Below are 24605 nucleotides of genomic sequence, written 5' to 3'. Positions count from 1 at the left end.
GGCGGCAGAACGAGTACGTCCGTTACCGCAAGCCGCTTACTTGATCGAACGGCCATTGGGCTGTCTGGTCAGTCCACAGGATTTGACAATGCCTCGGGCTTCGAACCACAAGTCACGAGCATTGCTCAGTGACAGCTGAGTCTCTTGTTCCTGTCGAGCACGGATGTCGCGGTGCCGTCGGTCGACGTGAGCATCGAGAACGTGCGCGTTGATGCGCAATGCATCCGGCGGGCGACGTAGAGCAGAAGTGTTGCGACATCTCCCTCGGCAACGAGACGTGGGCGTTGGTGGCTTCGGCCCTGAGCTTCATGGCGTGGTCGAGGATGGGCCAGCCGTTTTCAGCGGTGGGCGCTTCTGCGGTGAGAGCGGTTGATAAGTATCAGGGTGAAGCAGACGGTGGCGCAGGCCAGCCCTGTGTAAAGAAGAGGCGTGATCCAGAACGACACGTCGTTGGTGCTGTGTCCGCTGCTCCAATGGCAGGTGACGGATGGGGGGAAGTGGTGGATGGTCGCTGACGTCAGGCTGTAGTCGCGTCCGACGTCCATGTAGTCGCCACTGGCGGTCTTCGTTGCGCAGAGGTCGACGGGGTGTGTGTAGGCGAGACCGTAGAAGGTGCCGGCACCGTAAGCGGCGAGAGCTGCTGCGCTTCCGATCGCAGCCAGGCGGGCCGTCCGCGTGGGCTTCTTCCTGGTAACCCACAGCGCGTATGGGAACACTGCGATGACGAAGAGTAAGAGCGTGATCGCGGGCGGGCCGAAGAGTGCGAAGAGTTCCATGCGTCCTGACGCTACTTCGATCCAATCAGCCGGTGCTGGTTGGCCTGGTACTGAGCTCGCCGGAGAGTTTCACCGACGGCACCGCGACATCCGTGATCGACAGGAACAGGAACTCCTTCAGCCGGAATTCGACCTCTCCCACGGGCCATCTCCGGGCGACTTCGCGTAGGCCTCGGAGAGACTTGGCTGTCACTCAGAGTGGCTGCGTCACAGAAGTTGAGCCAGAGCCTGAGAACGGACTATCGAGTTTGATCAAGGAACCGGCCCACGCGGGGACTCCCGAAGCCGTCGACAGACGACTTCCGTTCTCGGGCTCCGGCTCAACTTCCGGGCTGTGAACGTAAATGCGCTGGTGGGCAAGGGTCGGGTTGAAGGTGGGGCGTGGATAGACTCGTGGCGTCGACGCGGTCGATGTTCGCTGGTACGGCGCCAGCGGGCGGATGGGAGGCACGCTGGTGTGCAAGGTGGATCACGAGGCCGCAGCAGTGACCGCGACAGCAGCTCTGACGGCGGCGTACCCGCACCTGAGCCATGAGGCTTCTCCGCATCCGGCACTGGAAGGGTGCGAGGACGTGGAGTGGTTGTCCATTCCTGGCTGCCCGGTTGATGTCCCGGTCGTCCTACGCGGGCTGCTCGATCCCGACGCGGCTGAGATGGCCGAACGAGCACTGGACTGGCTTGTGATGTCAGGACCAATGGCCATTAGTGCCACAATGCCGGCGGTCGTCCCGTACCTGCTGCGACTGACTGCCGATCCATCGATCCCACGCCGGAACGAGTTGTTCGGGCTCGTGCTCGTAGCCGCCGCCCTGTCCGCACCGACAGACCCCGACAACGCGTGGGACCTGGCGGTCAGCGGCCCTGAGAAAGACCACCCTGAACGGGCCCTGTGCCGAGCGGCATTCGTTGCCGACGCCGCCTGGGTGCGACGTCTGCTGGCTGACGACGAACTGCTGGCCGGCCTTCATCTGGACGAGGGCGAGAGGGCGTCCCTGGTCCAGGCGGCCGGACTGTAACGCGCAAAGCACCCCCGGGCAGGCTGACTGGCACTGCTGCCAGACTCCGATCCCTGATGGTCAGCCTGCGTCGGCTTCCCGACTCGGAAGCCTCGGGCACCCCCGTGCGCACGGACACTCCGGCCACATGCTGCACAGAATTTGAGCCAGAACCCGTGCTCGTGTACAAGGCCACGGCAGCCGAGCCCATCCCGATCCGGTCGGCATCGACGAGCCGTTCGAGCCGACGAGGGCACGGCTGTCGATCGCGAGGCCGGAGGACGTCGTCCTCTCGGCGCGGGTGGAACTGTTCGAGGATGAGACGGTGAGCCGCCTTCAGGACGTGATCGACACGGTGACGCGCGACCTCGCCGGGGCCAAGGGATTCGGCGCGTACGCTCTCGTGCCCGACGTCGCGCTGAGGTCATGATCGGCGTGCGGCAGGAACTGCCACTCCACACCGGCCACGTCGCAGGCCTCACCCGGCTCGTGCAGGCCGCCACTGGCACCCTCCTGAGGGTGGGCCTCGCCCGTTACCGGAACCGAGTTGGGTGTAGATCTTCTGGGGGTGCCTCGTTGGGATGATTCGCAGAGGTTCGGGGCGTGGCTGGTCGTGCCGGCTTCTACCGTCGCCGGGGTCGAGCCCGCCGTGAGGGGTGCGGGTGCTGAGCGAGGATGGGTGTGGTGTGCCGTCGTTGATGGAGGCGTTGGAGGCCAGGCGGGCTGAGGTGCTGGGCCAGGCCGAGCGGGCTTCGTGAGCAGATCGCTGGCCTGGCCGAGGAGTTGTCACGGGCAGAGGAACGGCTGGCGCGGTTGCAGATCGCGCGGGAGACGGTGGAGGAGGTACTGGCCGAACCGACTTCGCCGGTGCCGGGCGCGGACGCCGCGGGTGGGGGTGGCGGTGGTGTCGCCGTGGCGCTGGTGAAGGCTGAGGCGGAGCTGGACGTGACGGTGATGTCGCCACCCTGGGAGCCGTCTACGATGCCGAACCCGCGCCTCGCGCAGCCGACGACGTGTCGAGGGAGCATGCCGGCACCTGGTCAAAGACCGCCTGGACATCACCGGCGCCCGCTGGGGCCTCTCCGGAGCTGAAGCCGTGCTCAAGCTGCGTGCCGTCCGCGCCAACGCCGACTTCGACACCTACTGGACCTGGCACCAGCAGCGGGAATTCATCCGCAACCACCAGACGCGCTACCGCGACCAGGTCATACCCACCGCCTGATCAACAGCACCTTCATTGGATCTACACCCAACCGCGTTTCGCCAGGCCGACGCGCCCGCCTGGGAGTTGGTAAGCCACTCAAGGGATCAGAGCGGCGATCAATAGGGTAAGGGGCAGGAAAATTAGGGGAGTTGCCATCACCCAGCCCATGCGCGAAGACGTTTTCGCACCGACAAGGATGCAGAACGGTGCCATGAGGAGCACGTAGAAGAAGAATACAAAGACTATGACGCCTGCGCCCACGATGTCCTCCTAGCGGTGCCTGCCGCGTGTTCGCGCCAGCTGCTGCGCGGTCACCCGCACAGAGCTATTTGAACACGTTCAACTTCAATCGGTGTTGTCACGGCCCGGGATGCCTCGGGGGGCACGAAAGCGTGCACACGTGCACGAGCACACGCGTGCAACGAGACGTGACGGCAGGACGGGAAGCCGTCGATGGTTCCCGGGAGGGTCCCGACGCGTGCCGCGTGGCGGGCGTGGCGCGGTTTCAAGCACACGCGGTGCATGCGTGAGGGCGCGCCACGGCACGGGTGGGCCCGGCGGGTGCGTCACGGCCCGTGTCACCGCGTCGGCCAGAGTCCGGGCGCGGCGGGGCTGACCCCGTGCACACGGCGCCCGGAGAGCGGGTGCGCGGGCTTCGGCTCGGCGGCGCTGGGACGGCGGGCAGGTGTTCGGCGGCGAGCTGGGCCCGCGGCGGCGGGTCGCTGTTTCGCGTGCGGGACGCATCGGCGGATGGGTCCGGTGCCCAGCGGGCGGTCGGTCATCGCCTGATCCTCGCGGGGTGCAGCCGGAGTTCTTCCTCACGACCCGGCCGTGCGCTCCGGGCCAGGCCAAGACGCCTACGAGGCGGGGGACAGTCCGTGGTTGCCAATCCCCTCGCAGCGTGGAGACGATTTACGCTGCTTGCTGCCAGACTTGCTGAGCCCAGTACTGCTGCTCGAAATCCACCGGGCTGACGAAGTCGCACACGCTTTGGATCCTCCGGGTGCTGTAGAAGTCCGTGATCCACGTAGCGCTCTTCAGCCGGGCCTCGCTGCGGGTGGCGAACCGGTGCCGGTGTACGTACTCCGCCTTGAGCACGCTGTTGAACGCCTCCGAGACGGCGTTGTCGAAACTGATCTGCTCACGAAGCCCGCTCGGCCTGGCCCAGCACCTCAGCCCGCCTGGCCTCCAACGCCTCCATCAACGACGGCACACCACACCCATCCTCGCTCAGCACCCGCACCCCTCACGGCGGGCTCGACCCCGGCGACGGTAGAAGCCGGCACGACCAGCCACGCCCCGAACCTCTGCGAATTATCCCAACGAGGCACCCCCGGAAGATCTACACCCAAGCAGATTGGGCCGATCCGGGTCGGTGCCGTACAGTTCACCGAACCGACGCGGGGTGGAGCAGCTCGGTAGCTCGCTGGGCTCATAACCCAGAGGTCGCAGGTTCAAATCCTGTCCCCGCTACTTAAACGTGAAGGCCCGGTGGATACCGGGCCTTCACTGCGTCTGGCTCCGCTCGAATCCGGTCCGTAGGCGACACGGCTATTCGACACGCGGCGGGACGATGGGGTGCACGCTTCGCTCCACCAGGCCGTTGCGCTCCAGCATGTCCAGCCGCACCATCAACTCTGCGACCTGAGCTTCGAGTTCCTCCACCTGCCCCCGGACCACGACCTCCTCGGCCTCGATCGCCTCAAGCAACGTCCCCACCGACACCGCCTCCTCCAGTCAGGAAGAGACCTGCCCATCCACACACCAACCAACGTCTCCGCAGTTCAGCCCATCTCTCGAAACGAGCCGCAGCCGAAACAGTCTGCGGGGGCCGGGGCGGAACGGTCGAGGGTGGTCGCGGAGTTGGCGGTGGTCCGGAGGGAGGCACGGGGGGCGGGGCCGGCAGGTATGTGCGGTTCCTGCTGACCGGACGGCGAGAGGGCCCGCCCTTCCACGGTCCGCCGAAGGAACCAGCGGACCGTCAGGCAGGATCTACGCCGGTGGAGGTCAGGCCGGCTTGAAGGCCCATTTCTGCTGCTCGTTCTTCACGCACTCTCGGGTGTACAAGCGTTCCGGAAGCTGGCTCTCGACGTCCAGGCACTGCTTGGTTGCCCAGTTCTTCACGAAGCCCTCCGAGTAACGGGTCCACTTCTGGTCGTTCGCGCCGCTGCACGCGGTGACATTGACCTTCCCGCCTCCGTCGGCGCCAAGGCAGAAGTGCTGAGGACCGTCGATGGTCGACTCCTTGATGAGGTGGCGGATGCTGTTACCGGATCCCTGAACCCAGATGGCCTCTCCCATCGCGCACACGTCTTCCACAGGACGTGAGAGCGCCCACACGTACAGGGATTCCGTCCAGGTGGCCGCGCAGCCCTTGGTCTGATAGTTCTGCATCCTGAACAGGGTGCCGTCGGGGAACTCCCCGGCGGCGCTCGCTGCAGGCGCGGGGATGCCCGTCAGCAGGGCGGTCATGGCTGTCACCCCGAGCAGTGCGCGCGTGAGCGGTTTGCGGCTGAGGGTCTTCATGGCGTGCACGAACATGGCTGGTGTCTCCTTGGTGGGATGGCTGATCTGCCTGACGGAGGGGTCAGCAGTCACAGTCACCCACCGAGTTCGCAGGGACCGGGCCTCGGGACGACATCCCAGGCCTGCTTCGCGTTCAGTTCGCCGCTGGAGAAGCGCATGCTGACCGTCTTGTCGTTCCAGAACGTCAGCTTCGTCGTCGGGCCTGCGCTCATGAGGGAGCCGTCGTCGCACTTGAAGATCCAGATCTGGCCGCCGTCGTTGCGGTCGCAGGGCGAGGTGTACACCTTCAGCGAGGGCTGGCCTCCGGCGTCCAGGCACTCTCCCGAGGCCCAGTTCTTGGCCATGAAGTAGCCGTACTCGTTGTAGGGGATGATGCGCCAGTTGCCCCGGAGGTTGTCCGTGTCGCACCGTTCGAGAACCATCGGGTCGGTGGACCGTTCGTACGCGGTGAGACATTCGCTCAGGCCGTTGCCGGCCTTGATGCGCACCTTCTCCGCGACCCACTGGTCAGCCGAGGCGGACCCGGTCTGAGCCACCGTCAGCACGGCGCCCGCCATGGCGACCACGGCTGCCCGCGCCACCGCACTGCTCCTGAATCCAGTCATGTGATGCCTCCACAGGTCGTTCTTCCTCTCTCCCTCTCTTCCGCCGGCTCGCTTCACCAACTGCATATCCCGGTGTTGCCGTGGAGGCTGAGCCCGTCGTTGCCCGCCTTGAAGGAGGCTTCGCTCTTCCATCCACAGACCTCCAGGGCCAGGAACGATCCCCTCACCCGGATGTAGTGCTTTGCCTGCAGATCGATTCCCTTCCTGTCCGTGGCGGCGACGACGTTGATGTCCAGCCAGACCCGGTCTCCCGGGTTGTGGACCGTGCCCAGCCGGAAGGAACCGATGCTCCCCTTGTTTCCGCTGCAGGCGGCGTCCGCGTTGCCGCTCGTCGTGGTCAGCAGGCAGAAGTCGGCGATGTAGCCCTCGGTCAGTTTCTCGATCTTGATGTTGTAACTGCCCGCGGCGTGCGCCGTGGGGGCGGTCACGGTGGCCAGCCCTGCGGTCGCCAGCAGCGTCGCGCCCGTTGCCAGTGCCTTCTTGCCGATACGCGTCATCATTGAGTCTGTCCTTCTGGTTGGTTGTGGTGGGGTCGTGGTGGCTCGGTGAGACGAAGAAACAGGTTTTCCGAGGAGGAGCGCTCAAGCGGAGGGAACGGCGCGTGCGATACAGATACGCGCGCTGAGCCGCGAGCCGGCTTCATAGAACATGTAGTCGACACCGTTCTCGGTGCCGAACGACGGCGCCGCCACACGTCCGTTGTCGGAGGCGATAGGGGCGTGAAAAATACCGAGGTGGTTTTCGCGGTCGAAGGCGTTGCCGACCTCGGTAATGCGCATCCGGCCGTCGTTACCGTGGTAAGCGACGTAGGTGGTGCCGTTGCGCTTGACCAGACTTGGGCCGGAGATGTCGGTGACCCCGTCGGGCTCGGGGTTGACCAGCGGCGTCGGGCTGAACTGCCAGTTGTCCCAGCCGTTGGGTGACCAGCCGTAGAAGATGCGGCGGCCGTTGCGTACGCCCATGAAGACCATGACGTACTTGTTGTTCCGGCCCGGCAGGGTGTGTTCGAAGACGCGGGCGTACGACGTCTCCGAAGTGCCGGGCACCATACGGGTGCTGAGGATCGGTGTCTCGTCGGTGAAGTGGAGGCCGTCGGTGGAGCGGGCCACGCGGGTGACGGTGTTCTCGCCGTGGAAGTAGCAGAAGAACTGTCGGGTGGCGGCGTCCCAGGTGACGTGCGGGGAGGAGACGTGGGTGACGGTCGTGGTCGGCAGGGCGTTGTCGATGAGCGGGTTGCCCGGGTACTCGGTGAACGGGCCGTCCAGCTTGTCGGAGAAGGCCACGCAGATGCCGCCCGGCCTCTCGTGCGGCGCGTAGTACAGGTAGTACTTCGCCCGGGCCCCGCTGATCTTGTCGTACACCCCCCGGATACAGGGGAAGATGAACTCGTTGGTGGGGTTGTGCGCCGGTACGGGCGGCAGGACGATAGCGTCCCGCAGATAGCGGTACGTCGGCATCCCGGCCGGCCCCGCTGCCCTCGCCGCCCCCGCGCCGGCGAGCGTCCCGCCCGTGCCCAGGGCGATCCCGGCCACTCCGGCCGCCGCACCGCGCAGCACGCTGCGTCTGCCTACCGCTAACGGTTCACTGTCATTGCCATGTGTCGCTTCCATCCGGTGTCCTCTCCGAAGCGGCGCCGTCGTCATGTCAACCAGCATTTCGGGCCGGTCGGGCCGCAGCGTCCGCCCGCAGCACGAACGGCGGGTCTATCGGTGGGTAGAGACCGTCCTCTTTCCCGGGGTGGAGACTCCGGGGCCACCAGCACCTTTAGGCTCAGGCGCGAGATGGAGAACTTACGGAACTGGCTTTTGCCGAGCCTCCTCGCCGCCGTGCAGGTGGCGCTGTTGTGGTCCAATCCGCTGGCCGAGGCGCCGCCCGGCCCGGTTGCCCTCGTCGGGGTTCTGATCGCCACGGTGCTCGTCGTCGCGGCGCTGGGATGGCGGCGGCGCGAGCCGGTGTGGGCGCTGGCCGGGACGCTGGGGGCCGAACCCGTCGGGGGTTTGACGGCCCCGGACTACTCCCTCGGGATCGGCGTGTTGATCGCGCTGTACTCCGTGGCGGTGCGGTGTGGCGGGCGGGTCTCGGTGGTCGGCACCGCCGCCGCCGTTGGCTGTGGGTGCGTGCTGGCGGCTCTGCAGGGCGGCCCGCCGGTCTCCGTGGTGTCGACATGCGCCATCACGACCGTGCTCTGCCTGGTGAGCGCAGCTCTGGGGGAGGGGCGGCGGCAGTGGCTGGCCGGGCGGAGGGCAGCCGCGAGACAGCTGGCCGGAGCCGAGGAGGGCAGGCGGCAGGCCGCCGACACCGAGCGCCACCGCCTGGCCCGGGAACTCCACGACGTCAGCGCCCACCACCTGACCTCGGTCGTCGTCACGGTGGACGCGGCCCGCCGGCTCGGCCGGACCCGTCCGGAACTCACCTCCGACGCCCTGTCCTTCGCCGCGCACGCCGGGCGCGAAACGCTGACGGCGCTGCGGCGACTGGTGACTGTGATGCGGGACGCCGACCCGCCGGACCCGCGGCCGATGACCGGACGTATCCAGGAACTGGTCGCCGGATTCAGCCGACTGGGCCGCCCCATCGTCACCGAACTGCCCAGCGACCTCGCCGGACCGGCGGCCGAGGCCGCCTTCGGCATCATCCGCGAAGCCCTCACCAACGCCCTGCGGCACGCCCCCGGAGCAGCCGTCCGGGTCCGCGTCCGACGCGACGCGGACACCCTGGAGCTGTCCGTGGAGAACGACGCACCACGTGCCGCGGCGCGCCAGCACTCCACAGCGGGTCTCGGATCGGGCCGCGGTGTGACGGGAATGCGGGAGCGGGCAGCGGCCGTCACCGGCACCCTGACCGCCGGACCGTGCCCCGATGGCGGATGGCAGGTGATGGCACGCCTCCCTGACACCACCGGCCCGTGGCGGCAACCCAAGCCCTCCCGACGACGCGACTTCCAGAAGGAGCAGCGCCTGGTCGACGCCTCACTGGTCGTCGCCGCCACGGTGTCTCCGCTGTTCGTGGTGGCCGGCGACATCGAGGACGGCGCGGTGTTCGAACCCTCCGCCGGCGTCGTGCTGGCCCTGCTGGCCCTGGTCCACGCCCTGCCATTGCTGTGGCGTCGGCGCGCGCCGTGGCCGGCGCTGTTCTGGGTGCTCGCCACCACCTGGATCTGGACCGTCACAGGCGCCGGGGACCTGCTGCCGCAGAACTGGGCAATCTATTTGGCATTCACCGGTGCCGCCGAGGCCATGGCGGTGTACGCGGTGGCCGTCTACGGCGGTGGCGCCGCACGGACGTCGCTCTCCGTCGTGGCGGCCACCGCCGGGCTGACCGGTGTCCTGGTCGAGACCATCACCTCCGACATATCGCCGGAGGGCCGGAACGCCTTGCTGGACGCGGCGGGGTGGCGCGCCGTCAACTGGATGGTGGTGACCGTCCTGCTGCTCCCCGTGATGTGGGGCGTGGGCATGGCCGTGCGGGCCCGGCGGCTGCGGGTCGTGGCCCGCGAGCAGGGCGCCCTCACCGACTCCGTACAGCAGGCGGCCCTCGCCGCCGACGCCGAGCGCCGACGGATCGCGGCGGAACTGCACCAGGCCGTACTGGACCGGACGGCACGGGTGGTGGAGCTGGCAGACCGAGGAGAACTCGACGAGGTCGCCGCCCAGGCCAGGTCGGCACTGGCCGCGATGAGACAGCTGCTGGGCAGCCTACGCGGCGCCGCCGACCCCGAGCGCCGTCATGCCCCGCAGCCCACCGTGGCCGACCTGCGGGACCTGTGCGACACGCTGCGTGCGGCGGGCCGGAGCATACGCCTGCACGGCGCGTCCCAGGCCGCCACCGCGCTGCCCGCACCGGTGTCCCTGGCGGCATACCGCATGGTGGAGGCAGCCCTCGGCGCGGGCGACCGCGGCCCCGCCCGGGTGACGCTGCGGCTGCGCCGCGGCGCGGTGCACATCACGGTCACCGGCGTGCCGCTGGCCGCGGCGGGACCGGTCGCCGACCGGCTGAAAATCCAACTGGACGCCGCCGAGGGCAAGTTGAGCGTGGACCCGCCAGGTACGCTGCGAGTCACCCTGCCCGCCGGAAGCCTTCCGGCCCCTGCCCAGGAGGTGCCCCCATCGCCGTACGCGTGATGGTCGTCGACGACCAACCGATGGTACGCGCGGGCTTCGCCGCCGTCATCGATGCCGAACACGACCTGTCCGTGGTCGGCGAGGCCGGCGACGGGACCGCCGCGGTATCCCTCGCGCAACAGACCACTCCCGATGTCGTCGTGATGGACATCCGGATGCCCGGCATGGACGGCCTGACCGCCACCCGGCTGATCACCGAACTCCCGAACCCGCCGAAGATCCTGGTGCTCACCACCTTCGACCTCGACATCTACGTCTACGACGCGCTCCGCGCGGGCTCCTCGGGTTTCATGCTCAAGGACGCCGAGCCCGAGGACCTGCTCACCGCGATCCGCGTGGTCGCCGCCGGAGACGGCATTCTCGCCCCGGCCGTCACCCGCCGGCTGATCGGCACCTTCGCCCAGGGAGCGCCGTTGCCGACGGCAGCGGCGGGAGCACTGACGGAACTGACCCCCAGGGAGCGGGAGGTGCTGCTGCAGATCGCCTCGGGACTGACCAACGCGGAGATCGGCGGCCGGCTCGGCGTCACCACCGGCACAGTCAAGTCCCACGTCAATGCCCTGCTGACCAAGCTCCAACTGCGCGACCGAGTCCAGGCCACGATCCTCGCCTACGAAACGGGCCTGATCCAACCCCGAGGCACACAAGACGACCACGCTTCCGCGCCTCGCTGACAGGCCAACTCCACCGCAGTGCCACGTCAACATGACGTCCTGGGCCGCTACACCTTCACTGATCCCAGCCAGCCGGGGGCCTGTGGTCCCTTCACGTTCGGGCGCTGCCTCAACGAAGAAGAGCCGGGTGCCGATGTCTCTCCCGGCCCGCCGGATCGTTGTCCGCGGTGAGGCACCGGCCAACGACGACCAGCCGCGGAGCTATACGACAGGCATCGAAGCGAACCACCGCACCCACCAGTCTGCGAGCTGGACAACGGACTGAGCTGTACTGAGAAGCCGTCTCTCAACCGAACGTGATCCGTTGATTTTTGCTGGTCAGGCATGGTGTAGCTCGGAATGAGAGAGGCATCCGGCGTCTTGTTTCCGCTCCGTGAGCGAGGGGTGCGCGATGGCGTCGGTGCTGGGAATGCTGGAGGAGCGAGAGGCGGCTGCCCGCGTGCGGGTGGAAGGGCTACGGGAGGAAGTCGCCCGGTTGGCTGAGGTGTTGGAGGCCGCCGAGATCGAGCTGGACCGGCGGGTGATCGCGCGGGAAGAGCTGGTCGAGGCCCTAGCAGCCTCGGCTGCCGAGACCACCGCCGGGACCGAGGCCGAGGAGAAAGCGGTGCTGTCGCTCGCGCCAGTGCCGGGCTCGACGGTGCCGCCCTGGCGGGAAGGGCTGCCGGTGACGGTTCTGGCGCCGGACTATCAGTGCATTCTGGGCGTGCTGGAACAGCAGCGATCTCCGGGTCACGGACCGCTTCGGGCCAAGGAGATCGCGGTGGAGCTGGGCCTTGACGCGACGCCGGCGAAGGTCGAGGGACTGCGGTCGAAAGCCCGGCGCCTGGCGGAGCGCGGGTGGCTCCTCCTGGAGGCGCCGGGGGCGTTCAGTGCCGGCCGGCGGACCGTGGCCGTCCCAGACGCCGGCTCATCCGCGTGACCATCGACCACCGGATCATCGCCTCGCTGGTGGCGGGCAGGGTCTCGTAGTCCCGGGCCAGACGGCGGGAGTTCATCAGCCACGCGAACGTGCGCTCGGCCACCCAGCGCCTGGGCAGCACCACGAACCCTGCCATGTCGTCGGTGCGCTTGACGATCTCAAGGGTCAGGGCGAGTTCGTCCCGGCACCAGCCGACGAGCGAGCCGGTGTAGCCGCCGTCGGCCCGCACGAGGGTGATGTCACGGTGCAGACGGCGCAGCCGGATCAGCAGGCCCGCCGCGGCGTCCCGGTCGCCGATGTTCGCGGCAGTGACCGCGACGACCAGGAGCAGGCCGAGGGTGTCGGTCACGATGTGCCGCTTGCGGCCCGGCACCTTCTTCCCGCCGTCGTAGCCGCGTGAGGCGGCCGGCACCGTCGCGGCGGCCCGCACCGACTGCGCGTCGATGATCCCCGCAGTGGGCTCGGCCTCGCGGCCCTCGCGCTCACGGAGCGTCCCGCGCAGCCGGTCGTGGAACTCGGCGATCAGCCCGTGCTCGCGCCGGCGGCGGAAGCAGGCGTAGACCCGGCCCCATGCAGGGAAGTCCGCGGGCATCGCCCGCCATGAGATCCCGCCCGCGACCAGGTAGCGGATCGCGTCCAGCAGTTGCCGGTGGCAGTAGCCCTCGGGCCGTCCACCCCGCCCCTGGAACCAGGCCGGCACCGGCAACAACGGCCGGACGGCCGCCCACTCCGCGTCCGTCATGTCCGACGGATACCGACGCACCCGGTCCGGATGATCGCCCGCGTTGCCGTACAGGTGCGCAAGGCAATCGCACGACACAGCGGGCGAGTTGAAGTCAACGTGCTCGGGCACGTACAACAAAGACAACAGGGCCTCCGGGAACCACTCGGAATGGGATCGCACCCCCGAGCTACCAGGAGGCCCTGCTTTCACGCGCGGAAACCGCCGCAGTCACCCGATCGAGACTCCCGTTCGATCGACAGCCTTCGAGATCGGTACGTGCAACAACCACTTACGTGTCGGGATGCTCCGGCAGGGCGAGCCAGTCCGACCAGGAGATCTCGCGGCCGAGGAAGCGCGGCTGCTCGAACGGCCAGTCGGCGGCGATCCACTGCGGCACCAGCACATCGAGGGCCTGCTCGACCTTGCTGCCCACCAGCTCGTCCACCACCCACCAGGAGATCTCGCCGTCCGCGCCGGCCCTCTCCGGTGGGTCGATGTAGACACAGCCGAGCAGAGCTGTCTCCGCCGCGTCGAACAGCGCGTAGTTGAAGGACTGGTGTGCGGCGATCTCCTTCTCGTGCCGCAACAGGTCGGCCTGGTCAGCCTCGTAGGTCATGGTGGCCGCGGGCCAGCCCCAGGCCGGGCCGAAGATGGTCCACAGCCGCTCGCGCGAACCCATCACAGCCGGATAGTCGAGCGGGGTGTCCGCCTCCCGGATCGGCCGCAGGTGATGACCACCGCCCGGCAGCGGTACCAGGACGGGGTGGACGAAGTCATCGGGAAGCCAGCTCATGGCGCCCGACCGTAGCAGCGCGCGGCCGTCCGCTCCCCTGGATTTTCCCCGCATACCGCCAAGCCCTGCTCTCATGCTGGGCAGGGCCCGCGATCACCCGATCGAGACTCCCGTTCGATCGACAGACTCCATGATCGGTATGGCAACGGCTTCTGAGATTTGTGGAGTCCCTGATGCCAGGGTTACGGTCCTGGCGAAGGAGATCCACCAGCACCATGCCAGCACCCCGTAAGTACCCCGATGAACTTCGTGAGCGGGCGGTCCGCGAGGTCCGCCCCACCGGCCGCCCGATCGCGCACGTCGCGAAGGACCTCGGCATCCACAAGGAGGCCCTGCGCGGCTGGGTCCGTCAGGCAGAGGCCGACCATGGCGAACGCGACGACCGGCTGACCACCGCCGAGCACGACGAGCTCAAACAACTCCGCAAAGAAGTAGCGGAGTTGTGGCGGGCCAACGAGATCCGCAAGGCCGCCTCGGTGTTTTCTGCCCAGGAGATCGACCGTCCCCGGACGAGGCCGAGCAGGTGATCGACCACCTGCGTGACAACGGTCTCGGGGTCGATCCCGTCTGCCGGGTGCTGGACCTGTCGCCGTCAATATACTTCGCCCGCCCCCTTCGCCAGCCGGAGCACCATCGCCGCGGCCAGCGTCTCGCCGGGCAACGCGGTGTACTGGGCCTGGGCGGCCTCCACCACGGTCTTCGCGAGAGCAGCGGCACCGTGGACCTTGCGGTTCTTCAGCCAGTTTTCGAGCCGTTTGGCGCCGGCGCGGCGGATGGCGGCAGGGGTCTGGTAACCGGTGAGCAGGGTGATTGGACCCTTGTTCGTCAGATCCAGAGCCCGCTCCAACGCTGGGAAGATCTCGACCAGTTGTGCGCGGAGCCGGTTGATCTGCCGGGTGCGGTCGAAGACCACGTCGAGGCGGCGGGTGGTGAGGGTGCGCAGGTCGACGGCGATCTCATCGCCGGGCCGGAGCAGACCGTGTCAGTGGCTGCTGGAATGCTGGCTTCGTCCGCGAGAGCGATACCAGGAGCCGTGCATGGGAACGTGGGGAACAGGCCCATTCGACAGCGATCTCGCTGCCGACTTCGTCGATGAACTCGAGGGACTGACTTCTCAGAAGGTCATCGAAGTGCTCGAGCGAGCCTTCCAACGAGTCACGGATTCCGGAGCACGCGTGGATGGCGGCGACGGCACCGAAGCGGTGGCCGCAGCGGCTCTCGTTGCCAGCACAATCCCGGGCAGCGGGATTGTGATCGACCCTGATGACGGACCCAGAGAACCTCTGCCGCAGCTTCCGTTGGCTCTCCGCTCGTCAGCCGTGCTCGCTCTGCAGTGTGTACTCCAAGACGGATCGGAACTGCTGACCGGCTGGGTGGACAGTGCCGACGCCGCTCAGTGGCGCCACGACGTCCAACGGATCGCGGAAGCCCTGGGAGCGATCGGTCACGAAAAGTAACCGCGTCACAAGAACTGGACCAGAGCCCCCGGAGATGAACAGAGCCACGTGCCGGGCCGGTCGAGCCGCACCCCAACCTGACCACGCTCTCACCACCTGCGCTCGACGTCTGTGCGGTCGCGTCCAAGCCGTCGTCGTTTGAAGGGCGAGGCTCGTTGTCAGCCGCCAGTTGGATTTCCCCGCTCGCGGCCACTTCAGCTCCCCACCGTGGCCACTGCGATTCCCCACTGGCGGCCCCTTCGTTTACGCAGCGTGAGGTCATTCTCGGCGGCGCTCGCCCCACCACGGCAGGATCGGAGGCAGGTCGCTGAGCCCGCGGGCTGGCCGCTTCGGCATCGGCGACTCTCCGTCGTCCCCGTCCCAGCGGCGTGCGTACTGGTCGGGGAGGCTGCCCCAGCCCCAATAGGGAACCGGGCGGTCGGGTGCCTCACCGAGTTCGTCGAGGGGATCGATGCGCTTTTCCGCCACGGTGCACAGGTGGGCCCAGTCGTCGCCCATGTCGAAGACGTAGGCGAACTGCTCGCCGGTCTGCAGCCTGCTCAGCTGAGTGGCACGGCCGTCCGCGGTGCCGTCCGGGGCCTCCTCGTCCCACCAGTCCAGCGGGCTGACCCGGGTGCCGTCGGACAACGTGAACAGGTGCAGGTGGGCCATGTCCCAGCGGCCGAAGGCGAGATCGATGGCCGTGGCGAACTGGGCGAAGGAGTGGGAGCGCGCTGCGGCGAAGACCCGGCCAGGGCGCGGCCACAAGTCCGCACCGCGCCCAGAGACCAACTCCACCCGGATGGACAGCCAGGTACGTGCCACGATTCGCAACCCCTTCAGGCGCCAGGTCCCCGAGCCAGCACCGAGGCTACTGAGTGTGACTGCCAAGTGGGGAACCGAACTGTTCGTCGCGGAGCCGGCGGGCCGACTTCGGCCGCTTCTTTGGTGATGGCCCTCGACGAGGAGATCGCCGAACTCGATGCTCTGATCGAGGCCCGGTTTCGCGAACACCCGCACGCCGCGGTGATCCGCAGCCTGCCCGGGATGGGCCCCAGGCTCGGCGCCGAGTTCATCGCCGCGACCGGCGGCGAGATGGACGCCTTCGGCACCGCTGACCGGCTGGCCGGCTTCGCCGGCCTGGCCCCCAGACCCCGTGACTCCGGCCGCGTCAGCGGCAATCTGCACCGGCCTCGGCGCTACCACCGCGGGCTACTGCGAGCCATGTACCTGTAGGCCATGGTCAGCCTGAAGTGCTGCCCGCGTCCAAGGCGTACTATGACCGCAAGCGCAACGAGGGCAAGAGTCACAAACAAGCCCTGCTGGCCCTCGCCCGCCGCCGCGTCAACGTCCTATGGGCGATGATCCGTGACGGAGAGTGCTACCAGCCTGCACAACCCGCTGCCGCGGCGGCTTGACAACAAGATTGGGAAGCTCCATCTCCAGCTCGCGGATGCGCTTGTCCTTCTCCCGGGCCTCGGCCCGCAGCCGCTCCAGCTCGGCCCGCTCACCCTCCCGCAACCGGCCACCCGAGCCTGCTCCTGCCGACGCCTGGACGGGCGTGTCCGACGACGGCGAGCCGTTGCGCTTGGCCCGCGACACCCAGCTGTGCAGCGTCCCCGGATGCACACCGAGCACCTCGGCCACCTCCGGGATCGGCTTCCCGGTCTCCGTCACGATCCGTACCGCCCCCTCGCGGAACTCCGCGTTGTAGATGCGCTTCCTGGATCCCACGACCCTCAACTATCCCTCCGGTCACGGTCTCCACGCTACGAGGGGAGGCTCAGTCGAGGGGTGACAAGTCTGGTCCGCAGAGTGCCCCGGTGCTCGGGGCTGGGTAACGGGGCCCGGACGGTCAAGAGCGTCTGCCGGCCCCGCCCGGGGTGAGGGCCGGTTGAGGTTCTGCCTGCTGGAGTTCGGCGAGCAACTCGCTCTGGCCGGAGATCAGTTCGGTCAGGATCCTGCGGGCCGCGCGCAGGAGTTGGGCCACGTCGCCGCCGGCCAGGGCGTAACTGACGGTGGAGCCCTCCCGGATGGACACCACGATCCCCGAGCGGCGCAGTACGGCCAGTTGCTGGGAGAGGTTGGACGGTTCGATCTCGATCTCGCTGAGTAGGTCGCGTACGGGGACGGGTCCGTTCTGCAGCAGTTCCAGGACCCGGATGCGTACCGGGTGTCCGAGCATGCGGAAGAACTCGGCCTTGGCCTGATAGAGGGGGACCTGCATGGTGAATCGCGCTCCCTGCCGCATTCGACGGATTCCATCCGGCCTGCGGTGGCCCTGGACGTGCCACCGCAGGCGGTCTTGCGGACCGATCCTCGTACATCCGGCCCGCACGCCCATGGGATTGACCTGATCTCGATGTGACCAGTTGAAGAATTCTTCAATTCATGGGCGCGCGGGGGCTGCGAAGCAGGCGGATTTCTACACGTCCAGTTGACCTTCGACATTCTTGAGCTGGTGGCGGGCCATCGCGAGGTTCGACTTCTTCCTGTCGAGGACGAGGTAGAGGAACAGGCCGTTGCCGCCACGGCCCTTGAGCGGCCGGAGGATGTGGTACTGGCTGCCGAGTGTGATCAGGATGTCCTCGATCTCACCCTTGAGCCCGAGGTGTTCCATGGTGCGGGTCTTGGCGCGGATCACGTCCGTGTTGCCCGCCGCCGCGATGGTCAAGTCGAGGTCCTTGCCGCCCCCCAGCGTGCCCAGAGCCATACCGCTGGTGTAGTCGACCAGAGCCGTTCCCAACGCGCCCTCGACCGACGTCATGATCTCCTTCAGGCAGATCTCCACATTGCTCATACGGGCATCTCCTCCTTCGCATTGCGAGGCTCGGGCGTCGCCCTCCTCGTCGATGCCCGGGACCTTACGTAGGTCCTGCGGCCGGCGGCCCTGTTGTTCTGGTAGTGACCGAGGGAGCCCCGAAAAGTCGGATGACGCGACATCTGTGACCGCTCCTGTCCGGCGAGCGGCTACCGGTACCGCAGAGGCCGAGGCAGCAGACGGCGTGGGTCGCAACCGCTGCTACGCCGCCGTCAGCAGCAGACTGAAGCTGATCCACCTGACACTCCAGCGGCTCTCTCCGTTCGAGCCGGCCGCGTACCCACACCCGCGACATCGGCCGCGGACATCAGGCGGATCCTTGCGGACCTCCACGGTGTCACGGACGCCTCGGACGACTCCGGCCTGTCACCGCGAGCACCCAGGTTCATGACGCTCTGCGACATCGCTGAGGGCAGCCCAGGTGCACGGTCCACACGTCAGGCGTCTTCCCGAAGATGCAGGGTACGGCCGCTGCGGGGCGTGGCCGGGCCCTCGGGGCCGTATCCGAGGCGGAGCACCATCTGTGGGTGGCAGGTGTGGGGGCCGGTCGGGGGCATGAGGCGTTCGCGCAGGTCTGGCCATTCGAGCGCCTGGTGCAGGAGGGAGGCGCGGACGCTGTGGGCCGTGGCGGTCAGCAGGACACGTTCGAGGGCCTGGCCCGCGCGAAGCCAGTCGGCGCGGCGGTCGTGCGCGGTGGTCAGTACGGCGATGGAGGGCCGTTTCTCGAAGGGACGGGCGGGGGAGTGTGTCCGGGTGGCGGTGGGCGCCGAAGTCCCGCATCGGGATGCGGTCCAGGAAGTCCTGGGGGCCCAGTACCTCGGGCGGCATGCCCAGGCCGGTGCCGGTGTCCGGCCCGGTCAGCCAGCGGCGGCTCTCCGCGGCTCGGTCGGGATCGGTGGTGTTGCGGTGCTCGGCCTCCCGGGTGAGGCGTAGCACGGTGTCGGTCCTGGCGGGAGGGAGGTGGTGGAGCAGGGCGCCTTCCGTGTGGGCCGCCTCGGTGAGTTCGGTGAGGACGGGGGTGGGCGGCAGTCGTTCCGCGAAGGGGAGGCGGCTTCTGCGCCGGCGCCAGACGGTGTCGTACAGGGCAGGGTGGGTGGTCGTCGGTCGGGTGGTGTCGGCGAGACGGACTGTGGCGAGGAGGTCCGGCTGTCGGGGCGCGGGAGCAGGCGGGTCACCGGTGTCCAGCCGAAGCGTTCGACCGCGATCCGCATCGACGAGGCGGGAGACGGTGGGATCGGAGGCCACCGGACCGAACACGGCCGGCTGGGCCCGCAGCATGCCCACATCGGCCAGGCAGTCCCCGCCGAGCGCGACCGCCAGGGCCACATCCAGCAGGATCTTCCCCGTGTCGTGCACCGCCGGCGCTTTGCACCACGGCGCCAGAGCCGCCGATATCGCCTGGTCCAGCCCGGTCTTCCGGGCCGTCTCCACCAACAGGACGCCTCCCGCCTGCGAGACCACCGCCCTGCCATCACCCTCGACGCGGACACGCGGGTAAGACCCGATACCGTCCAGGTGCCGTCAGCGTTCTTCTCCACGCCACGGACCTCGACACCGGACTCGATCCGGTCCGTCAGCCCGTACGTCTCGGCGAAGGACGTCAGGTACGACAGGATGCCGCGGCACCGCCGAGCCCTACGGCACGGGAGGAGCCTCTCCGACGGCAGCCCACTGCCCCGGAGGGGCTCCGGGCATTCCGCCTTCCGCCCGGTCCAACTTCGCCGCGACGTCGCGGTTCCCATGCTCCCGCAGATGGTCCCGGCAAACAGCCCTGCTCGTGTGGCGTCTCGTCCGGCCCAACGTCTGTGCTGTGCCCCATCCGGCACCTGCGGGACGACGCCAAAGCCGCGGTCGCGTCGCCCAGACTCTCCTGACAGCCGTTCAGCTCATGGTCGAGAACCTGAGGAGCATCAAGTCCTTCCTCCGCCCACGGCACCTCTGGAAGTTAGGGCGCTACACGATCGGCACCATCCCCGAGACGCCTGACCCGTACAGGGCGACGACCCGACCGAACGAGAGTGACGTCACCACACCGCCGCCCGGAACTCCGAGAACGATAGAAGGCGGATCGGGGCGAACGAAGCCACACCACCGTGCCGTGGGACCACCAGCACTCCGGTCCCGCGGCCGCTTCGGCATGCCCGCGTACCTATCGCACGCTCCACTCGGCGCGTCCACGGCACCGCCCCGGGGCTTCCCGAAGCGGCATCAATGCCGAACCAAGCTTCAAAACCACGAGATCCCGTCCAACTCTGCGAGTTGGACGGGATCTCGTGATCCGTTGACGAGCTGACGACCTTGGGAGCGATTGAGATCCGGGTGGGCCGGCCTGGTGGATCGGCTGGTGGGTGATCAGCAAGCAGCCTGTCGGGCGAGCACCAGTTCGGTGCTGGCCTTGCGGCGGGTTGCCCGCCGGGCGGAGCGGTCGGAGATGAGTCCCGCGATCGCGAGGTGGGTCTCGGCGTAGGCCTCGCGGCGGCCGGTGAACCGCTGCAGTGGGCGCCACTGCTTGAACTCGGCATTGGTGTGTTCGACGCAGATCCGGGCGGAGGACTGGCGTCGCCGCTGCTCGCGCCAGGCGTGGTGCTCGCCCGCTGGCGCGTCGTCCTTTGGCTTCTTCGGCGGGGCGCTGACCTGGCTGGGGAACTCGTTGGCCAGGCCCCGGTAGCCTTCATCGACCGCAGCCTTCACCTGCGGGTGTCGGCGGAACTGCTCGGCGATGCCCTCGGTGCGCACAGCGGTGTGGTCGTGCATCCGGCCCGGCCTGACCACCCCGCTGAACAGGGTCCGCCCCTGGCCGTCGCTGAACGTGGTGGTCTGCTTCTCTTTGCCGGACACGAATGCCCTGCGGCCTGGGCGGCCCACGCGCGGGCGACGGACTTGCACCTCGGTCCCGTCGATCCGCAGGTCCACGTCCTCCGCGTCGGCGTAGGCGAACAGGTCCTCCAGCGTACGTAGCCGCACACCTGGACGGTCGGGGACGGCGAAGCCGCGGGCCGCGAGCAGCGGGCGGACTCGCGGATCGCTCCGGACACGGTGGAGCGGTCCACCGTACAGCTGGGCCAGCGCAGCGTGCGGTAGCCCCAGCCGCGGGTGGACCAGTGTGGCCAGGAGTCGGTCGGTGAACACCAGGCGCGGCACTGTCAACTTTGACTGGGCATCAGATGATCAAGAAGGAAAACCCCAGCCAGATTCTCCCTCCGGCAGGCCGATTCGGCGCTTCATTCGCGGAATCAGAGGTGAATATTGCCAATCACCTCTGTGGTTATCTGACGGTGTGTCAAAGTTGACAGTGCGCCGTAGCGTCCTGGCCAGTCAACGACGCGCTGGGGTCAGAAGTTGCGCGGGGCTACTAGACCGGATTCGTAGGCAAGGACCACGAGCTGGGCGCGATCACGGGCGTGGAGCTTGGCCATGGCCCGGTTGATGTGGGTCTTGGCGGTCAACGGGCTGATGACCAGGCGGTCGGCGATCTCTTCGTTGGACAGGCCCTGTGCGGCCAGGGCGACGGCCTCGCGTTCGCGGCTGGTCAGCTCCTCCAGCCCGCTGCCGGCGCGGGTGGGGTGCGGCTGGGTGACGTACCGGTCGATGAGCTTGCGGGTGATCGCGGGCGCGAGCAGGGCGTCGCCGCGGGCGGCGACACGTACGGCGTGCAGGAAGTCCTCCGGCACGATGTCTTTGACAAGGAACCCGGCGGCGCCGGCGCGCAGCGCGTCGAAGACGTACTCGTCCAGGCCGTAGTTGGTCAGCACGACGACGTGTACGCCGGCCAGGGCCGGGTCTGCGGCGATGTGCCGGGTCGCTTCGATGCCGTCCATGACGGGCATCTGGATGTCGATGAGCACGACATCGGGCAGCTGCTCCTTGATGAGCGCCAGGCCCTCTTGGCCGTCGGCGGCCTCGGCCACGACCTCGATGTCGTCTTCGAGGTCGAGTAGCGCGCGGAAGCCGCTGCGGATGAGCGGCTGGTCGTCGACCAGCAGGACCCGGATCACGACGCTCCGTTCGTGGGGAGTTCGGCCTGGACGGTGAAGCCGCCGGCGCTGCGCGGCCCGGTGTGCAATCGGCCGCCCAGGGCCGTGACGCGTTCGCGCATGCCGAGCAGCCCGAGGCCGGGCGTCGGCGCGAGGTGCGGGGTGGCCTTTCCGTTGTCGTCGACGCGGATGGCGAGGGCGTCCGGCCGGTAGTCGATGAGCACCGAGGCAGTGGTTGCGGCGGCGTGCCGGGCGACGTTGGTGAGCGACTCCTGAACGATCCGGTAAGCGGTACGGCTCACTGCGGCCGGCACGGCGTGCGGATGTCCTTCGATCGTCAGCGTCGTCTCCAGGCCGGTTGTTTGGAACCGTTTCACCAGGTTTGAGATGTGGTCGAGTCCGTGCGGCGGGGTGGTGTCGTCGTCGCGCAGCGCCTCAAGGGTCGCGCGCAGGTCCCGGCTCGCTTCCCGGCCGGCTTCCTGGATCGCCAGCAGGGCCTCTGGCACCTGCTCGCCCCGCCGCCGGGCCACGTGGACGGCGACCTCGGACTGCACCTTGATGACCGAGATCTGGTGGGTGAGCGAGTCGTGCAGCTCCCGCGCGATGCGCAGCCGCTCCTCGTCGGCCCGGCGCCTGGCGGTCTCCTCGCGGGTGCGCTCGGCTTCGTCCGCCCGCCGTTCGGCCTGCCGCACCGCCTCGCCCGCGGCGAAGGCGGCGATCAGCCAGGCGATCTCAAGGGTGTTCCGGGCCTGCGCCACGACCTCGCGCGCGGGCCCGTCGTGGAAGACCAGGGCGGTGAGGTGGAGCACGGCCACCAGGCCCACGGATGCGACCACTGCGACGGCGCGGTGTCCGGCACGTACCGCGCCGTAGACGGCGACCAGGTAGGAGACGGCGAGCACCTCGAACCCGGCCGCCAGGTAGCCCACCGCAGACAGCCCGGTGACGGCCAGGACCACGAGCGGTGCCCGGCGGCGCGCGGCCAGCGCCAGCCCGCCGGCCGCCAGCAGCACGGAGCCGGACAACTCGCGGCCCCCGGCCGGGGGTGGCCCGGACAGCCCGGTGCCCAGCAGCAGCGCCGCCACGCCCACGGCGATCGCCCAGTCGGTGACCGGGGCCGGGAGAGCGAACCGTCCTTTGTCCATGGGTGCACCGTAACCGGGTGCGGTTGTGGGCGAGTCCGGCTCTTGGACGAGCGATCGGCTACCGCGTGTGCGGTACCGGCGCGCCGCCTGCCGCATCCGCGGTATCCGGATGCCGCGGATGCGGCAGTGGAAAGTGCCTGCGTCTGCTGGACGATCGGCAGGGGGCCGGCGCGCATGCTCAAGACGCATCGAACCTCGCAGTCAGCGACGGAGAAGGAGAAGAGCGGCATGAGTGGTTCAGCAGCGCTGAAAGTGGCCGCCGAGGGCGGGATCATCGGCGACGGGCGGACCGGGGCCAACCTGGCCCTGGGGGTAGGGCTGCTCGGCCTGGCTATCGGCTGGCTGGCCCTTGCCCGCGCCGGCGGCCGGATCAGCATCGGCAACGCGCGCACCGGCGGGATGTCGGCCATCGCAGTGGGTCTGGCCGGCACCGCCCTCGCGGTGCTGCACCTGGCCACCTCCAGCGGCGGTCCCGGCACCGGCAACGGGCTCGTCGGCGCCATCGTCGCCGTCCCGCTGGGGCTGGGCGCCGTGCTCCTCGGCCGCCGGGCGCTGACCCGCTCCCGCGGCGCCGACCGGCCGATCGATCGGATGACCGTCTGACCGCCACCGGGGCACGGCGTGCGTGCGGCCACCGCGCGCCGGACCCCGTAGGCGGAGGCACTGACATTGATGCTGATACTCAGGTTCCGGTGGCCGTGACTCGGGCACTGACTGACGTCCTGCTGGGCTGTCCTGCGGCTGTTCTGTCCGACTGCCGGGACCTGTTCTCATGGCTCCGGCCGGGCGGAACATGACCTGATAGCGCCTCTGTGTGTCAAGCGGCTTGGGCGAGGTGGTTCCGTTGGTCGCGTTTCATGATCCGGTAGACCACGTTGGACAGGCGGCGTTTGAGGGCCCTGCGGGCTTCGGATGGTGTCTTCCCCTCGCTGATCTTGCGGAGGTAGTAGTCCTGTCCGCGCCCGCCGTCACGGATCTGGCAGATGGCGATGGTGTGCAGTACCGAGTTCAGCGCACGGTTGCCGCCGGTGTTGAGCCGGTGGCGGACGTTGTTGCCGCTGGAGGCGTCCAAGGGCGCGCTGCCGGTGTAGCTGGCGAAGTGGTGCTCCGTGGGGAAGCGGCTGACGTCCCCGATGTGGCCGATGACCTTTGCGGGCAACACGGTGCCCAGGCCGGGCAGGGTGGTCAGCGTGGTGCGGGTCGCCGCGACGGCTTCGCGCATCTCGGCTTCGTTGTCCTTGACCTGCCGGTCGAGGCGGCGCAGGTCGGCCAGCAGGTCACGAGCTATGTCACGGCGGCAGTTGTCGGTGGCCGTGACCGGCCGGATCCTCTTCATCAGGATGGCGGCCTTGTCGGCCGACAGCCCGGTGGGGGCACCGCCGGGCAGCAGATCGCGAAGCACGGCGTGGAGTCGGTTCAGGACGCGGGTGCGCTCGTGGACCAGGTCGTCTCGCCGCTCGGTCAGGAGCCGCAGGATCGTGGTCTGGTCCTCCTGGACCACGGGTCGCAGGTCATGGCGAAACAGAGCGACCTGGGCAACATGAAGGGCGTCCTTGGCATCGGTCTTCCGGTCTCCGCCGGTGGCCAACAGCCGGGCCCGGGCCGAAAGGGTGGAGGGCACGTCGACCACGTTCTCGCCCGCGGCGGCCAGCTGCTGGGCGAGCGAGCGGCCCAGGCCGCCGGCACCCTCCACCGCGAAACGGCGGTCGGGCCACTGCTCGCACCAGCGCATCAGCTGGCGGAAGGTTCCGGCGTTGACGACGAACCGGCGCTGGGCCACATGGTGGCCCGCGGTGTCGACGGCGACGGCAGTGTGGGACGACTTGTGGGGATCGATGCCGATCAGGATCACAGGCTGGCGCTCTCACACTCGATGAGACAGGAAGGGGAGT

24 protein-coding genes, 1 tRNA gene and 5 pseudogenes are annotated in these 24605 nt (G+C 68.6%); 11 read left to right on the top strand and 19 right to left on the bottom strand.

Going from position 1 to position 24605, the window contains the following annotated elements:
• Nucleotides 1-338: 338 nt before the first annotated feature.
• Nucleotides 339-776 carry a hypothetical protein gene (locus tag ABT147_RS40765; protein ID WP_351416120.1) on the bottom strand — a complete coding sequence of 146 codons (438 nt, stop codon included), beginning with the start codon at nucleotides 774-776 and terminating at the stop codon, nucleotides 339-341.
• Between the two features lie 464 nt (nucleotides 777-1240).
• On the opposite strand from ABT147_RS40765, the gene ABT147_RS40760 reads away from it, so the two are divergent.
• From ABT147_RS40760 to ABT147_RS40750, 3 genes and pseudogenes are all read left to right on the top strand, one after another.
• On the top strand, nucleotides 1241-1792 hold the full coding sequence (locus ABT147_RS40760; protein ID WP_351416118.1) for a hypothetical protein: 552 nt from the start codon (nucleotides 1241-1243) through the stop codon (nucleotides 1790-1792).
• 280 nt (nucleotides 1793-2072) lie between these two features.
• Nucleotides 2073-2201, top strand: coding sequence for a hypothetical protein (locus ABT147_RS40755; RefSeq protein ID WP_351416116.1), 129 nt, complete (start codon nucleotides 2073-2075; stop codon nucleotides 2199-2201).
• A gap of 585 nt (nucleotides 2202-2786) precedes the next feature.
• Nucleotides 2787-2993: pseudogene (locus ABT147_RS40750) on the top strand (ISKra4 family transposase); the annotation flags it as partial.
• 894 nt (nucleotides 2994-3887) lie between these two features.
• Here ABT147_RS40750 and ABT147_RS40745 read toward each other — a convergent pair.
• A complete protein-coding gene (locus ABT147_RS40745) occupies nucleotides 3888-4112 on the bottom strand; it encodes an IS3 family transposase (RefSeq protein ID WP_351416130.1) in 225 nt (74 codons plus the stop codon).
• 262 nt (nucleotides 4113-4374) lie between these two features.
• On the opposite strand from ABT147_RS40745, the gene ABT147_RS40740 reads away from it, so the two are divergent.
• Nucleotides 4375-4448 (top strand) — tRNA-Met (locus ABT147_RS40740).
• A gap of 81 nt (nucleotides 4449-4529) precedes the next feature.
• On the opposite strand, the pseudogene ABT147_RS47490 reads toward ABT147_RS40740, so the two are convergent.
• The 5 genes and pseudogenes from ABT147_RS47490 to ABT147_RS40715 all read right to left on the bottom strand — a co-directional run.
• Nucleotides 4530-4601, bottom strand: a pseudogene (locus tag ABT147_RS47490) (winged helix-turn-helix transcriptional regulator); the annotation flags it as partial.
• Nucleotides 4602-4982: 381 nt separating this feature from the next.
• Complete coding sequence (locus tag ABT147_RS40730) at nucleotides 4983-5516, bottom strand: ricin-type beta-trefoil lectin domain protein (RefSeq protein ID WP_351416115.1); 534 nt, start codon at nucleotides 5514-5516, stop codon at nucleotides 4983-4985.
• A gap of 59 nt (nucleotides 5517-5575) precedes the next feature.
• Nucleotides 5576-6106, bottom strand: a complete 531-nt coding sequence (locus ABT147_RS40725) for a ricin-type beta-trefoil lectin domain protein (protein WP_351416113.1) — start codon at nucleotides 6104-6106, stop codon at nucleotides 5576-5578.
• A gap of 53 nt (nucleotides 6107-6159) precedes the next feature.
• Nucleotides 6160-6606 (bottom strand): hypothetical protein, encoded by a 447-nt coding sequence (locus ABT147_RS40720; protein ID WP_351416111.1) that lies wholly within the window; start codon nucleotides 6604-6606, stop codon nucleotides 6160-6162.
• Between the two features lie 81 nt (nucleotides 6607-6687).
• A complete protein-coding gene (locus ABT147_RS40715; protein ID WP_502983250.1) occupies nucleotides 6688-7716 on the bottom strand; it encodes a glycoside hydrolase family protein in 1029 nt (342 codons plus the stop codon).
• Between the two features lie 171 nt (nucleotides 7717-7887).
• Between ABT147_RS40715 and ABT147_RS40710 the strand changes: the two genes are divergently transcribed.
• From ABT147_RS40710 to ABT147_RS40700, 3 genes are all read left to right on the top strand, one after another.
• On the top strand, nucleotides 7888-10227 hold the full coding sequence (locus tag ABT147_RS40710; protein WP_351416107.1) for a sensor histidine kinase: 2340 nt from the start codon (nucleotides 7888-7890) through the stop codon (nucleotides 10225-10227).
• The gene (locus ABT147_RS40705) at nucleotides 10212-10901 is read left to right on the top strand and encodes a response regulator (protein ID WP_351416128.1); all 690 of its coding nucleotides are present in this window, start codon (nucleotides 10212-10214) and stop codon (nucleotides 10899-10901) included. The genes ABT147_RS40710 and ABT147_RS40705 overlap by 16 nt, the downstream gene beginning before the upstream one ends.
• Before the next feature lie 391 nt (nucleotides 10902-11292).
• Nucleotides 11293-11820 carry a hypothetical protein gene (locus tag ABT147_RS40700; RefSeq protein ID WP_351416105.1) on the top strand — a complete coding sequence of 176 codons (528 nt, stop codon included), beginning with the start codon at nucleotides 11293-11295 and terminating at the stop codon, nucleotides 11818-11820.
• On the opposite strand, the gene ABT147_RS40695 is transcribed toward ABT147_RS40700, so the two are convergent.
• On the bottom strand, nucleotides 11768-12562 hold the full coding sequence (locus tag ABT147_RS40695) for an IS5 family transposase (protein ID WP_351416103.1): 795 nt from the start codon (nucleotides 12560-12562) through the stop codon (nucleotides 11768-11770). The two genes, ABT147_RS40700 and ABT147_RS40695, sit on opposite strands and share 53 nt — an antisense overlap.
• A 271-nt stretch (nucleotides 12563-12833) precedes the next feature.
• Nucleotides 12834-13337 (bottom strand): GNAT family N-acetyltransferase, encoded by a 504-nt coding sequence (locus tag ABT147_RS40690; RefSeq protein WP_351416101.1) that lies wholly within the window; start codon nucleotides 13335-13337, stop codon nucleotides 12834-12836.
• A gap of 215 nt (nucleotides 13338-13552) precedes the next feature.
• Here ABT147_RS40690 and ABT147_RS40685 point away from each other — a divergent pair, with 215 nt between their 5' ends.
• Complete coding sequence (locus ABT147_RS40685; protein ID WP_351416099.1) at nucleotides 13553-13864, top strand: transposase; 312 nt, start codon at nucleotides 13553-13555, stop codon at nucleotides 13862-13864.
• 83 nt (nucleotides 13865-13947) lie between these two features.
• On the opposite strand, the pseudogene ABT147_RS40680 reads toward ABT147_RS40685, so the two are convergent.
• Nucleotides 13948-14316: pseudogene (locus tag ABT147_RS40680) on the bottom strand (IS110 family transposase); the annotation flags it as partial.
• A 58-nt stretch (nucleotides 14317-14374) separates the two neighbouring features.
• On the opposite strand from ABT147_RS40680, the gene ABT147_RS40675 reads away from it, so the two are divergent.
• A complete protein-coding gene (locus ABT147_RS40675) occupies nucleotides 14375-14794 on the top strand; it encodes a DUF4259 domain-containing protein (RefSeq protein ID WP_351416097.1) in 420 nt (139 codons plus the stop codon).
• A gap of 258 nt (nucleotides 14795-15052) precedes the next feature.
• Here the strand turns inward: ABT147_RS40675 and ABT147_RS40670 are convergent, their stop codons facing one another.
• Nucleotides 15053-15598, bottom strand: coding sequence for an IS1096 element passenger TnpR family protein (locus ABT147_RS40670; protein ID WP_351416095.1), 546 nt, complete (start codon nucleotides 15596-15598; stop codon nucleotides 15053-15055).
• 114 nt (nucleotides 15599-15712) lie between these two features.
• Between ABT147_RS40670 and ABT147_RS40665 the strand changes: the two are divergent.
• Nucleotides 15713-16191 (top strand): annotated as a pseudogene (locus tag ABT147_RS40665) (transposase); the annotation flags it as partial.
• Here ABT147_RS40665 and ABT147_RS40660 read toward each other — a convergent pair.
• The 7 genes and pseudogenes from ABT147_RS40660 to ABT147_RS40630 form a co-directional block, all read right to left on the bottom strand.
• Entirely contained in the window at nucleotides 16118-16507 is a 390-nt protein-coding gene (locus tag ABT147_RS40660) for a transposase (RefSeq protein ID WP_351416093.1), read from the bottom strand. The pseudogene ABT147_RS40665 and the gene ABT147_RS40660 overlap by 74 nt on opposite strands.
• A gap of 121 nt (nucleotides 16508-16628) precedes the next feature.
• Nucleotides 16629-17000 carry an ArsR/SmtB family transcription factor gene (locus ABT147_RS40655; RefSeq protein ID WP_351416091.1) on the bottom strand — a complete coding sequence of 124 codons (372 nt, stop codon included), beginning with the start codon at nucleotides 16998-17000 and terminating at the stop codon, nucleotides 16629-16631.
• A 198-nt stretch (nucleotides 17001-17198) separates the two neighbouring features.
• Nucleotides 17199-17573 carry a roadblock/LC7 domain-containing protein gene (locus ABT147_RS40650; RefSeq protein WP_351416089.1) on the bottom strand — a complete coding sequence of 125 codons (375 nt, stop codon included), beginning with the start codon at nucleotides 17571-17573 and terminating at the stop codon, nucleotides 17199-17201.
• Nucleotides 17574-18803: 1230 nt separating this feature from the next.
• Nucleotides 18804-19109 (bottom strand): annotated as a pseudogene (locus ABT147_RS40645) (transposase); the annotation flags it as partial.
• An 837-nt stretch (nucleotides 19110-19946) separates the two neighbouring features.
• Nucleotides 19947-20558, bottom strand: coding sequence for a transposase family protein (locus tag ABT147_RS40640; protein WP_351416087.1), 612 nt, complete (start codon nucleotides 20556-20558; stop codon nucleotides 19947-19949).
• Nucleotides 20559-20926: 368 nt separating this feature from the next.
• Complete coding sequence (locus ABT147_RS40635; protein ID WP_351416085.1) at nucleotides 20927-21589, bottom strand: response regulator; 663 nt, start codon at nucleotides 21587-21589, stop codon at nucleotides 20927-20929.
• Nucleotides 21586-22713 (bottom strand): sensor histidine kinase, encoded by a 1128-nt coding sequence (locus tag ABT147_RS40630; RefSeq protein ID WP_351416083.1) that lies wholly within the window; start codon nucleotides 22711-22713, stop codon nucleotides 21586-21588. The genes ABT147_RS40635 and ABT147_RS40630 overlap by 4 nt, the downstream gene beginning before the upstream one ends.
• Before the next feature lie 228 nt (nucleotides 22714-22941).
• Between ABT147_RS40630 and ABT147_RS40625 the strand changes: the two genes are divergently transcribed.
• Nucleotides 22942-23316: a DUF6223 family protein gene (locus tag ABT147_RS40625; RefSeq protein ID WP_351416081.1), complete on the top strand. Its 375-nt coding sequence runs from the start codon at nucleotides 22942-22944 to the stop codon at nucleotides 23314-23316.
• 214 nt (nucleotides 23317-23530) lie between these two features.
• Here the strand turns inward: ABT147_RS40625 and ABT147_RS40620 are convergent, their stop codons facing one another.
• A complete protein-coding gene (locus ABT147_RS40620) occupies nucleotides 23531-24565 on the bottom strand; it encodes an IS110 family RNA-guided transposase (RefSeq protein WP_351416079.1) in 1035 nt (344 codons plus the stop codon).
• Nucleotides 24566-24605 lie beyond the last annotated feature (40 nt).

It is taken from the genome of Streptomyces sp. NPDC001868 (genome assembly GCF_040297125.1).
Taxonomy (GTDB): Bacteria; Actinomycetota; Actinomycetes; order Streptomycetales; family Streptomycetaceae; genus Streptomyces.
The sequence above is the reverse complement of the archived record's forward strand: the minus strand, read 5'-3'. Positions and strand labels throughout refer to the sequence as shown.